Below are 12005 nucleotides of genomic sequence, written 5' to 3'. Positions count from 1 at the left end.
CGTACGCTTAACGCACACTAAAACGCCCGGTTTCCGCAAAGAAATCGGGCGTTTCGTCGTATTCGGGCGGCGTCAGTGTGACGCCGCCTTGGTGGGTGAACCGTTATTTGAATTCAACCGGTTCACCGGCCTTGTCATTCATGCGGCGGTAAACCGTGGCCATGATGGGGCCGGAGACGTTATGCCAGAAGCTGAAGACCGCAGCGGGCAGTGCCGCGAGAGGCATCGTCGCGAAGTGCGCCGTTGCAAGCGCCACGCCAAGGGCCGAGTTCTGCATACCGATTTCGATGGAAAGGCACTTGCACTTCGGGAGTTCCATGTGAAAGACCTTGCCGAGAATGTAGCCGAGCAAAAGTCCGAGACCGTTGTGCAGAATCACGACGGCAAGAACGAGCAGGCCTGCCTTCTCAATCGTGGGGCGGCTCACGGCAACGACAGCTGCCAGAATCAGCACAATGGCCACGACGCTTACCAGCGGCAGCGCCGAGACAGCCACTTCCACCTTACGACCGAAGAGCGACTTCACGGCCACACCCAAAGCGATCGGAATGAGCACGATCTGGCAGATGGACCAGAACATCGCGAGCGGATTGATTTCCACCCACTGGTTGGCGAGGAAGTAAATCAAAAACGGCGTGACAAGCGGCGCGAGAATCGTGGTGCAGCTCGTAATGGTCACGGAAAGCGCCACGTCGCCTCGGGCCAGGAAGGTCATCACGTTACTGGCGGTGCCGCCCGGGCAGCAGCCCACAAGAATGACGCCCACGGCAATATCGGGCGGCAGGTTCATCGCCCAGCAGAGAAACGCGGCAATTGCGGGCATGATCACAAACTGACCGACAATACCGATGAAGACGTCGCGGGGGCGCGTTAAAACGGCCTTAAAGTCGCCCACGGAGAGCGTAAGACCCATACCGAACATCACAATCCCGAGAAGAATCGAGACGTAGGGCAGAAAAACCTTAAAGGTTGCAGGAAAGTAAAACGCGAGGGCGGCAAAGACAAGCACCCAGAGGGCAAAAGTCTTGCCGAAGAACTGACTGACGGAGGCCAGAGTTTTCATTTTTCTTAACTTCTTTCGCAATGCATGTAAACCAACGGTGCAGACGGTACCGGCATCGGGGTTGTCCGGCGCAGACCGCACGAATTTGACTGCTTCTGCAGGCGCAAAGGCTGTGAACCAGGCCTTCAGAACGTAACAGCCAACGTTTTCCGCGGGCCGTTTGTGTTGACCTCAGAAAACGCCCCGGCACGCTTTTTCCTTTCGGTGGATGCGGAAAAAACCGGGTAACCGTCATGCTAGAACGGTTTTACTGAGGCTTCATAGTGCCTTGTGCTTACAGCGTGGTTTTTTTGAAGAAAAGAAGCCCAAATTGTGCGCGTATAGATACATTCATAGATTAATCGCCAAAGATTTGTTTTAAATCAATGGCAAACAACGATATTTTGCGCAAAAAAGAACATCTCTACAGGTTTCTATGAGCACACCATGCCCAACATTACGCTTCCGGAACTGCCGCCCCTGATCATCAACGGTTCAGCCAAGAACAGGGACGCAATGACGTACAAGAATCCCGTTAAGAAGCGTCCTGCCCGCAGCAAGGGGAATTCCCGCTCTGTCGGTAAGTGCCTGCCGGTCAACGGTAAGAAGGATTGCTGGGAGATTGTTTTCAAAGAGGACTTTAAAAAGGAGCACTCCGGACTGGAGAAGTTCCGCGTTTATCGCTACAGAGGCGGACGACTTGAGTTCAAGCCCTGTCAAGCGACATAAGAATTGACCCTCAAAACGACATAAAAATTGACCCACCTCCAAAAGGGACAAAAGAACGGCATTTGACGTGCCGACCCTCCACGGCCGGCAGGCCGTGGAGGGGGAAGGCGCGTCAAATGCCGTTCTTGGCCGCCGCCCCCCCCCCGGTTGTTTATTCAAAGCTACCCAACGCAGACCTTGTCCAAGTGTTTGGGATCAAGGAACGGCAACAGCCTCTTCATCGACTGCAGTGACGCCTGTGCTTTGGCTTCCTCCTGAAGCGATTTATCCAAGGCTTCGTGCAATTGGGTGTTTTCTGCTGCAAGGCGCAGATTCTCCGTGTTGGCCTGTTCGAGCGCTCCCTTGAGCTTGGCCAGATCTTCCTGCAAACCACGCACCTGCTCATCGAGTTCTTCGAGTCGGCGCTCCTTCTTCTCCACCGAGGCTAGAGCCTCGTCGGCGGCCTCCCTGACACGGCTTGCCTCGTCGTGTTCGATCTGAAGCCGCGCCTTGGCGCGGCTGTCGATCTGTTCAACCTGGGCCCGAATCATCGGGGCCACGGCTTCCCATACTGCTTTGATGATATTTTCGGCTTCACGTTGTTCGAACCCTGACGGAAGTTCGCCCTTTTGGACAAGCTTTTCTTGTTTCCACTCATTCACTGCCTCCGAGATCGTCCCCAGCGAGCCCTTCCCAATCTTGGCTCGGATGGCACGGATGGACGGCAACTGAAGGTCACTCTCCCGCACGCTCTCTAAAATTTCACGTACAGAATCACTAACACTTTGATCTTTCATCATTTTTAATCTCTTCAAAAATTGCTGTAACGTTACAGCGTAACGTTATTGTTACGACTCGGGACGATTGTCCTTGGTTAAAAGCCCCTTGTTCAGGGCCTGACGGCGATGCTCCCTCAATCGATAGCTGCTTCCCGTGATGGTTAACGCTGTGCTGTGGTGCAGAAGATGATCGAGGATCGTCGCGGCCACCGCTTCGTCGGCAAAGATGAGCCTCCATTCCGAGGGCGGTCGATTACTCGTGATGACCACGCTCTTCTTCTCGTAACGGCGGTTGATCAACTGAAACAGAAGATGTGCTGCCGACGGCGAGAACGGCAGGTAGCCAATCTCATCGATGATGATCACCTGGGGCTTGTTGATTTCCCGCAGCTTCGCTTCCAACGTATCTTCTCTTGACGCCTTCTCAAGCGTGGCGAGCAAATTGGCCGCCGTGTAAAAACGCACGGACCGACCGCTCTCAATGGCCTTGTAGCCAAGCCCGATCGCCAGATGCGTCTTACCCACACCAGGAACGCCGAAGAAGGCGACATTCTCGCCGGCGTCAATCCACTCCAAGCTGGCCAATTCACGGATAGTCCCGGGGTTGATAGACGGCTGCGCCGTCAGATCGAAATCTTCCAGCTTCTTGATCGTCGGCAGATGCGCCGACTGCAGCAACTGCTTGAAGCGATTGCATTCACGCTGTTGCACTTCCTTGCCGAAGGCGTACTCGATAGCCTGACGGGGCGTCATTTTGGCCTGCGCAATATTCTCGAGAACTTCGGTCATGTGGTCGCGCAGATAGGGCAGACGCAAACGATCGGCCAGAGAGCAGAGCCTCTCATCAGATTCACGGCTCATCACTCTTGCTCCTTGGGCTCGGTCCAGCCGATGCTGTCGTCATAGGCACGCGTATCGGCGCTGAGAGCGCTGCGGTGCTCACTGTAAGCTTGCCACTGAGGATCCTCGGCAAGCTTGTCCCGACTCTTGTCGTAGGCATCCTTCTCGATCTCACCGTTTGACAGATTTTGAGCTTGAGGGTTAAATACATCGGCGGTCTTATCGAGTGTGGCTACCATAACACCCCCTTGCAACACAGAAATCGTTGCCTCGTCGATCTGAATCTGCACCTTCATTCCGACAAGATGTTGGGGGACTCGGTAGTACTTGTTGTCAACACGGATAAGACCGTCGTTGTTGCCGACCTTGCGAGTCTCCACGTAGGTGTGGATCATCGGCGGCTTACTGAGCGCACGCATTTTGGGGAGCTCGATTTGCCACCTCTGGGCAGGAGTCCGAGGACCGTCAAACACCGTCGAGAGCTTGCGCTCGTCGGAAGATCGGCACCAAGCCTCAAGCCACAGGTTCCAATCCTCGATGGTGGGTTTGTTGACGCCGGCCAGATTGCCTTTGAGATACTTCACCCCCGATTCCACTTTTCCCTTGCTGCGAGGCTTACACACGGCGGTCGCAATCGGCTTGAGACCGTAGTAGGTGCAGAACTGGTAGAAGCGCTCGGTAAAGCGTTCGACCGCCGTCTTGGCATAGTGGTTGCGAACCAGACTGGAAGCGTTGTCGCACACGATGCAGTAAGGCAGACCGCCGAAGTAGCGGAAGGCCGACTCAAGCCCGTCCAGCCAGGCAGTCTGGGTCTCAGACGGATAGGCCTTGGCAAACAATCGGCGTGAGTAACCGAGCTTGCAAACAAAAAAGTGCAGGCGTGTCATCTTCCCGCCCAACCGAACAACCTTCTCGCCGAAGTCGATCTGCAACTGCTGTGCCGGAGCAGTCTCGTAGCGACCGTGAATAGCCTGCTGCTGCAGGCAAGCTCGGGCAGCCTCACGAAACGGCTTGCAAAACCGCTCAAGCGTTCTCAGGGGGATGTCAACGCCGTAAGTCTCACGCAACAAACTCTGCAGTGGTGGACAGCGGCTCTCGCACGTGTAGAAGCTGTTTCGCACCTCGTCGGAGTGCTCGGCCAGAAAGCGGCCGGCCTGACTGCGGGTGTCTCGGCGGGGTTGGTCGGTATCCGTCTGCAGGCACCGCTTAACCGTGTTGCGTGCCATGCCCAAGATCCGGGCGACATGGCGGATGGGTTTGTGTTCTTCAAGAACAAGTTGCCGCACAAGAAGACGGCATTCTTTGGTAATCATGGTTTTGGAACCTCCGTTGTGATGAACAACGGAACCCATGATCCTCGACTTTCTCGTCATTGTAAAAGTACCTCACGACGCCCCCTCGAGGTGGGTCAAAATTAATGTCGTTTGGTGGGTACTTTAGTATGTCGTGCAACAGTTCAAGCCCATTGATCCCGAGAACTCAATTCGGCGGACCAAAGAGATAGTCCGCTTACACGGTGGTGCTACTTGAGCGTTGAATCAGCTGGTGGGGTCTACACCCCTGGCACAGGCGTTGCAAGCAACATTTCCCGAGCGTCGTCTGGGGATTTGCCGCCGGACCTTGATGACTGAGCCCGGATACGCAAAAGGCCGTCGTAATGGCGGCCTTCTACGTGCGTGCGCTAGTTACAGAGAAAACGCACAATTTTGGGAGAAGCGGGTGCGGCAAGCACAAATGAAAAGGTCCTGACACGTTTGTATCAGGACCTTTATGAATTCTGGCTCCCCGAGTTGGGCTCGAACCAACGACCCACGGATTAACAGTCCGTTGCTCTACCGACTGAGCTATCGGGGAATGCAGGACGCGAACTATACAGGCGTTTTTCACTCTTGGCAAGTCCTTACAGCCGATTTTTAGAAATAAATTCGGCTCCTGAGGCTAAGTAACTGAAATTCAACGAAAAGAAAATTGCGTCTTCCTGAGGCGATCGGACGCGCCGGGTGCTAAAGTTAACCGTTTCTGCGTTTGGTACTGCGTTTTAGTGCAACAGCGATGACAGATAAGGTTCTCACGTTTGAGCATTCGCCCTTCAGGCTGCATTCGCCCTACGATCCGGCCGGTGACCAGGGCCCTGCCATTGAAAAACTCACGGAAGGGGTGGAAGAAGGGCTCTCCGCTCAGACGCTTTTGGGCGTCACGGGGTCAGGCAAAACCTTCACGATGGCCAACGTCATCGCGCGCGTGGGGGTGCCGGCGCTTGTCATGGCCCCCAATAAGACGCTGGCCGCGCAGCTTTATTCGGAAATGCGTGAGTTCTTTCCGGAAAACGCCGTCGAGTACTTTGTCTCCTACTACGACTACTACCAGCCGGAAGCCTATGTTCCGGCGCGTGATCTTTTCATTGAAAAGGATTCGGCGGTAAACGAACACATCGAGCAGATGCGGCTTGCCGCCACCAAAAGTATTTTGGAGCGTCGTGACACGATCATCGTCGCGACGGTCTCTGCAATTTACGGTATCGGTAAGCCCGAAAGCTACACGATGATGCGTCTGATTCTACGGCAGGGCGACACCAAAACGCGCGAAGACTTCATCAAGCAGCTCGTCAAAATGCAGTACAAGCGCAATGACCTCGAATTTCTTCGCGGCACGTTTCGGGTACGGGGCGACACGATTGATGTCTTCCCCGCCGAACACGCTGAAATTGCGGTCCGCATTGAGCTTTTTGACGATGAGGTGGATGCCGTCGTGCTCTTTGATCCCTTAACGGGCCAGGTGCGCCAGAAGGTGCCGCGCTTTGTCGTGTACCCCGCAAGTCACTACGTGACTCCGAGAAACGAGATCGTGCACGCAATCGGCACGATTAAGGCGGAGCTTAAGGAGCGGCTTGCCGAACTCAGGGCGGCCGGCAAGGAAATCGAAGCGGCACGCCTGCAGCAGAGAACGCTTTTTGACCTTGAAATGCTCGATCAGGTGGGCTTTTGCAAGGGCATTGAAAACTATTCGCGGCATTTGACGGGCCTTGCGCCCGGGGAGGCGCCCCCGTGCCTTATTGACTACCTCCCCAGCGATGCCCTCATGTTTTTCGATGAAAGCCACGTGATGCTGGGGCAGTTAGGCGGCATGTACCGCGGGGACCGCTCAAGAAAAGAGACGCTTGTCAATTACGGGTTTCGTCTGCCTTCGGCCCTTGACAACCGGCCGCTTCGCTTTGACGAATTTGAGCGCAAGATGCGCCGCAGCATCTTTGTGTCGGCAACGCCCGCGGAGTGGGAACTCAAAAAGAGTTCTCAGATCGTCGAGCAGGTCGTGCGTCCCACGGGGCTTGTGGACCCCGAAGTAGAGGTGCGGCCCGCGACAACGCAGGTCGATGATGTTTTAAGCGAAATCTCCGAGCGCACGAAGGTCGGGGACCGCGTGCTGGTCACCACGCTCACCAAGCGCATGGCCGAAGAGCTCACCGAGTTTTTAAGCGAACACAACGTCAAGGTCCGGTACCTCCATTCCGACATCGATACGGTGGAGCGCGTGGAAATCATCCGCGACCTTCGTGCCGGCGTCTTTGACGTGCTTGTGGGCATTAACCTCCTGCGTGAGGGCTTGGACATTCCGGAAGTTTCGCTTGTGGCGATTCTGGACGCGGATAAAGAGGGGTTTCTGCGTTCAACGCGGTCGCTCATTCAGACCATCGGGCGCGCCGCGCGTAACGTGCACGGCAAGGCCATTTTGTACGCCGACAAGATGACTGACTCGATGAAGGAAGCCATCGGAGAGACGGAACGGCGCCGCGCCAAGCAGCAGGACTACAACAAGGAGCACGGCATTACGCCGCGGTCTGTGGTGAAGGAAGTCCGTGAAATCATCGACGGGGTTTATAAGGGTCCGGATCAGGCCAAGAAAGAATCGGCGGTTGTCTTTGCCGACGTCAATCCTGATGATGAAAAAAGCGTTGCCAAGCGCATCAAGGAAACCGAAAAGAAGATGCTTGAGTGCGCTAAAAATCTCGACTTCGAGCAGGCCGCGATGTACCGCGACCGCCTGGAGGAACTCAAAAAGCTTGTCTTCGGGTCAGCCGGCGACGGGCTCTGAGAGAAGGTTAAGGAGCTCTGCGGGGCTCTTAAGGAGAAAGTCAGATCCCCAGTCAGCCGGCTGGGTGTTGCCGGCTGTGTAGCCCCAAAGGGCGGCGGCTGCGCGGCAGCCGGCGTTGTGTGCGGCAAGTGTGTCGCGCGCATCGTCTCCGACGTACAAAACTTCGGACGGCATAACCCCCAGCGTTTTCATGGCCAAAATGAGGGAATCCGGAGCCGGTTTCATTTTCCCGACCGTGTCCCAGCCGATCACGCAGCGGGCCTCGGAGATCACCGGGTTGTTGCCGACGACAATTTTCGCAAGGCGCTCCGGTTTATTCGTGACAATGCCCCAGGCAATGCCGCGTCGGGTGAGTGCCGTGAGCATTGCCTCAACACCCGCAAAAGGGTGCGTGCCGTCATGGATATGCGCTTCGTAATGCGTGAGAAACGCGTCTGAAAGCCCTGCAAAGGGGGGATCCTCTTTACGGATTCTCAGCGCGCTCCACACAAGGCCCCGTATTCCGTGCCCGGCTCGGCCCCTTAAGGCCTCATAAATGATCTCCGGCAGCCCCAGATTACGCCTGAGGCTGTTGACGGCCGCCACAAGGTCCGGTGCGCTGTCCACGAGCGTGCCGTCCAGATCAAAAAGGACGGCTTTAAAGTGCGCGGGCATCAGGCCTTTCCTTCAGGCGTGTTGCTCTGCCCGTCAGGCACCTTGGGCTGGCGCGGCGTCAGATGCAGCGCCTGCAGAATTCTGCGCCCCGACGAGGGCTGGGCTGCGGGCGTGGCCGCAGTCGTTTTCTGTTCCGTTGCTTCCTTGGCTTTGCGGCGGTCGTTTTCGTCACAGAGGTCGTTTAATTCCTTCTGCAGCACCGCGACAATCGAGTAGCGGTTCACGAGCTCACGGGCAAACTGCAGGAACGTGAGGTAGAGCTCGCAGCCGCGCATCGAGAGGTTTTCGCGGGAAATGGACTTTAAAAGGTCCGACTGCATCGCGTCGATTTCGCTGATGATGTCGTTGGCGGAGAGGCTTACGGCTTCCAGGGAATGCTTGCCTTCGCCGGTTTGGCTCAGGCGCTGCAGGTCTTTGACAAGCGCCAAAAGATTGCGCTTTGACTCACCATGGAAAACACGGTGACGGTTGGCAACGTGCTCCTTAACGGTGGTTGTCAGCCGCTGCAGGCCGCGCCCCACTTCACGCATGTTGGTGTAGGTTCTTAAGAAGCAGTAGCGCGCATCCTGATCAAGTTTGGTGTCTGCGCCGCCCGTACCCTGCGCCATACCGTAGTAGGTGCTTCTCTGCTGCGAGAGGCTGTCAAATAGCGAGGTGGCGTCCGTCTTTAAGTGCCGCAGGCCCGTTTCGTTGTCGTCAAGAAAACTCGTGACGGTGTCGCTGTAAATATCCACGGTGCGGGAAAGATACGTGCCCACCATCTTGTTTAAGGCGTCCCGCACGGAATTGCAGTCGCTGGCCTTCGGGGCCACGATCACAGTGTCGGCGCTGCTCTTACCAAAGAAGTTGGAGCGCACAAGAAGCGTGACGGCGAGAAGAATCAGAGCGCAGCACATCAGTTCCCCGCCCATCATCACGAGCATGCACATCACGCCCGCGACCGTGCAGGCTGTGAGTGCCGTCAGGAACCACCCGCTGATGACCGTTAAAACGCCAGAGATGCGGTAGACCGCCGACTCACGGTCCCAGGCGCCGTCCGCGAAGCTTGAGCCCATCGCCACCATGAAGGTGACGTAGGTCGTCGAAAGCGGGAGCTTGAGGCTCGTTGCCGAAGCAATCAGAATTGAACTTAAAACGAGGTTGATGGAGGCACGCACATAGTCAAAGGGAAGCACGGGTTCACCGCGCTTGATTGCCCGGGGCTTAAAGCGCGAGTGCAGCATCACCTGCACGGGGGCCGGAATAATTTGGCGCACAACGCGGCCGAGCGTCATCGAGCTTCTCACAATCATTCGCCCGGGCAGCGACGAACCGAACTGCTCGTGCGTGCCCGACTGGCTCGAAGAGAGGTTGATGGAGGTCTGCACCACGCGTTTGGCTTTTTTACTGAGCCAGAGCGTTGCCACCATGATGCTGCCCGAGAGTAAGAGGAAGAACGTGGGCGCGGCACTTCCCTTCTGAAGGCTTGTCATCAGGTACGTTGCGGCATCCGTGCCGTTTGCCATAAAGTCGCGCACGCTGTCTAAAGCCGCCAGAGGCACACCCACAAAGTTCACAAGGTCGTTGCCGGCAAAGGCAAAGGCAAGCGAAAACGTCCCCGACAGAATGACGATCTTGAAGATATTGAGGTTAAAAAGCAGGATGAGGATCTGAAAAAGAACCGTGAGCCCGATAAAAAGCGAGAGAAGAATGGTCTGCGTGTTGGCGTTAATCCAGCTGATCCATTCGGGGCGCATGAAGCTAGAGCCCGAAGCCCCCTTAATCACCAGAAAGTAAAAGATCGCGGTGATCGCGAATCCCCCGAAAAGGCCGCCCACGCGGCGGTACATCCGCTCAAAGTGAAAGGTGAAAATAAGGCGCGCAATGTACTGCACGACCATGCCCGCGATAAAGGCGACGACCACCGAAATCAGAATGCCCGAAATAATGGTGAGCGCCTTGGCGCTGTTGATGTATTCAGCCAGGCCCGCCACTGACCCGTCGGCGGTGAGGATTTTGTAAAGCGCCGCAGCCATGGCGCTGCCCAACAGTTCAAAGACAATCGAAACCGTGGTGGAGGTGGGAAGCCCCAGGGAGTTGAAGGTATCAAGCAGCAGCACGTCGCTGACCATCACGGCAAAAAAGATCACCATGATTTCCGCAAAGGTAAACATCTGCGGATGAAAAACGCCGCTTCGTGCGATTTCCATCATCCCCGAAGAGAAGGTGGCTCCGAGAAGCACACCAAGGCTTGCCACAATCATTGTGGTGCGGTAGGTGGCGATGCGGCAGCCCAGGGCTGAATTTAAGAAGTTGACGGCGTCGTTACTGACGCCCACAAAGAGGTCAAAACAGGCGAGAATCGCCAGAAAAGCCAGGATGACAAGGTAAAAGTTGTCCATCGCGAGAGCTGTGCCACAGGCACAAATATGACGGGTCTATGATATTTTTGAGAGTCTGACGGGGTTTTGTGACAGATTTGTGACAAACCGACACATTCGGCAAATGTTTCGCTGCAGGCGCGGAAAAAAAGGCCTTGCCGTGTTAGTCTCGTGCCACTGCAATAACAATCGGCTGTCGGGCGGGAAGAGAAAAATGGAAGACGATTCTTACAAAGGATTTTTTATTAAGGATGCCGGTGTCAGCCGGGAAAATCTTGAAGCGGCTTTTCGCGCATTGCCGCACGAAATGACGGCTGTGGCGGTTGACTTGGCCGGAACATTTCTGAACACAATTGACAGGTTGCTTGTCGGCCGCACGCTTGAAGCGGCATATCGGGCAGATAAAGCAGCGGCTTCCCCTGCCGACGATGAGGATCTCGCCTGTTACGGCGTGCTCAATGAGGTGTTTCCGGAGAAGGACCGCCTTCTTTTTGGAAGCGGCGAAACCCGATCCGAGGGCGTCAGATTGTGGCACAGCCGGGAAGGAAAGCGGCAGGAGGCGGTTAACCTGCGCACGGCGGTTTCTGTGACTGCGCGTATTGCCATGCGTTTGCTCGGAAAACAGTTTTCTGAAGCACTTAAGGATGCCGCACCCGAAGAGATGTCTGCTGTGATTGCTTCTGTGGTGGCTGAGGCATTCGTCGCCCGCGGGTTGCCACAAGCACAGGCCGAAGATGAAGCCGGGGATTTTTCCTCGGCCCTCAGTGTTCTTCTGACGTTTTTCGTGGCGCCGCACCTGGAGGACATGCTCGATTCGTACGGGAAAGACACGGACGAAGCAGATGAGGAAGAGGATGACGGGCTTGATGAGGATGAATGGCCGGATGATCCGGACATGCCGCAGCTTTTTGAATCAACCGCCAAAGAAATCCTGAACGGAACAAAAGAAGTCGGTTCGCGCCTGCGTCCGTATATTGTTCTGGCATTTGCAAGTCTTGTACCGCTCATGCGGCGCGCTTGGGCTGAGCGTCGGGATGACTTTGCTGAAACGCTGAAAAAAGAGGAAGACCTTCGGGACGCGGACATTGAGGTGTTGCTCAGCAACGCTCAGGAAGCCAAGGTGGTTTGTTCTGTGTTGTGGCCGGAGGCAGTCAAAAGCCTGAGAAAGGTAACGGAACGCGAATTCCTGACGCCATATTTTGACGAACTCACGGAAGCGTTCGATTCTCAGAGCAAAGAAGACGCCTGGCGCGTGCGTGAGAGTCTGTCGTACCTGCTTTTTCTCGCATCGGCGTGTTTTGGCGTGGAGCGTGAAAAAGTCGGCTGGAAGCTTCTGGAAACGGAATTTGACAGTTACGCGGAGCGTTGCATCAGCCTTCTGGGTTATCAGATCGCTGCCGCCGTGACCTGCGATGAGCTCGATGAAGATCTGCATGACGCGTTGACGGCGGCTCTGGACGCGGATTAAGCCGGGCGCAGATATAGCTGCCAGGAAAAAACAAACGGCACCCGAAAACCGGATGCCGTTTGGCG

General features: G+C 55.9%; 9 protein-coding genes and 1 tRNA gene. 3 read left to right on the top strand and 7 right to left on the bottom strand.

Going from position 1 to position 12005, the window contains the following annotated elements; translation table 11 throughout:
• Positions 1 to 103 precede the first annotated feature (103 nt).
• The gene (locus BQ7486_RS05295) at positions 104 to 1063 is read right to left on the bottom strand and encodes a bile acid:sodium symporter family protein (protein ID WP_022372444.1); all 960 of its coding nucleotides are present in this window, start codon (positions 1061 to 1063) and stop codon (positions 104 to 106) included.
• 426 nt (positions 1064 to 1489) lie between these two features.
• On the opposite strand from BQ7486_RS05295, the gene BQ7486_RS05290 reads away from it, so the two are divergent.
• A complete protein-coding gene (locus tag BQ7486_RS05290) occupies positions 1490 to 1771 on the top strand; it encodes a hypothetical protein (protein ID WP_074009192.1) in 282 nt (93 codons plus the stop codon).
• 161 nt (positions 1772 to 1932) lie between these two features.
• On the opposite strand, the gene BQ7486_RS05285 is transcribed toward BQ7486_RS05290, so the two are convergent.
• The 4 genes from BQ7486_RS05285 to BQ7486_RS05270 form a co-directional block, all read right to left on the bottom strand.
• Positions 1933 to 2550 carry a DNA-binding protein gene (locus BQ7486_RS05285; protein ID WP_074009191.1) on the bottom strand — a complete coding sequence of 206 codons (618 nt, stop codon included), beginning with the start codon at positions 2548 to 2550 and terminating at the stop codon, positions 1933 to 1935.
• Between the two features lie 48 nt (positions 2551 to 2598).
• Positions 2599 to 3390 carry an IS21-like element helper ATPase IstB gene (gene istB / locus BQ7486_RS05280; RefSeq protein ID WP_074008582.1) on the bottom strand — a complete coding sequence of 264 codons (792 nt, stop codon included), beginning with the start codon at positions 3388 to 3390 and terminating at the stop codon, positions 2599 to 2601.
• Complete coding sequence (gene istA, locus BQ7486_RS05275; RefSeq protein ID WP_162272207.1) at positions 3390 to 4682, bottom strand: IS21 family transposase; 1293 nt, start codon at positions 4680 to 4682, stop codon at positions 3390 to 3392. Before istA ends, istB begins: the two co-directional genes overlap by 1 nt.
• Positions 4683 to 5147: 465 nt before the next feature.
• Positions 5148 to 5223: transfer RNA gene (locus BQ7486_RS05270), tRNA-Asn, on the bottom strand.
• Between the two features lie 198 nt (positions 5224 to 5421).
• Between BQ7486_RS05270 and uvrB the strand changes: the two genes are divergently transcribed.
• Entirely contained in the window at positions 5422 to 7458 is a 2037-nt protein-coding gene (gene uvrB / locus BQ7486_RS05265; protein WP_022372442.1) for an excinuclease ABC subunit UvrB, read from the top strand.
• Here uvrB and BQ7486_RS05260 read toward each other — a convergent pair.
• The gene (locus BQ7486_RS05260) at positions 7438 to 8112 is read right to left on the bottom strand and encodes an HAD-IA family hydrolase (RefSeq protein ID WP_074009190.1); all 675 of its coding nucleotides are present in this window, start codon (positions 8110 to 8112) and stop codon (positions 7438 to 7440) included. The genes uvrB and BQ7486_RS05260 overlap by 21 nt on opposite strands.
• Positions 8112 to 10493, bottom strand: a complete 2382-nt coding sequence (locus BQ7486_RS05255; RefSeq protein WP_022372440.1) for an inorganic phosphate transporter — start codon at positions 10491 to 10493, stop codon at positions 8112 to 8114. Before BQ7486_RS05255 ends, BQ7486_RS05260 begins: the two co-directional genes overlap by 1 nt.
• A 193-nt stretch (positions 10494 to 10686) precedes the next feature.
• Here BQ7486_RS05255 and BQ7486_RS05250 point away from each other — a divergent pair, with 193 nt between their 5' ends.
• Positions 10687 to 11940: a hypothetical protein gene (locus BQ7486_RS05250; protein WP_143183054.1), complete on the top strand. Its 1254-nt coding sequence runs from the start codon at positions 10687 to 10689 to the stop codon at positions 11938 to 11940.
• Positions 11941 to 12005 lie beyond the last annotated feature (65 nt).

The organism is Duodenibacillus massiliensis, from assembly GCF_900128485.1.
Taxonomy (GTDB): Bacteria; Pseudomonadota; Gammaproteobacteria; order Burkholderiales; family Burkholderiaceae_F; genus Duodenibacillus; species Duodenibacillus massiliensis.
The sequence above is the reverse complement of the archived record's forward strand: the minus strand, read 5'-3'. Positions and strand labels throughout refer to the sequence as shown.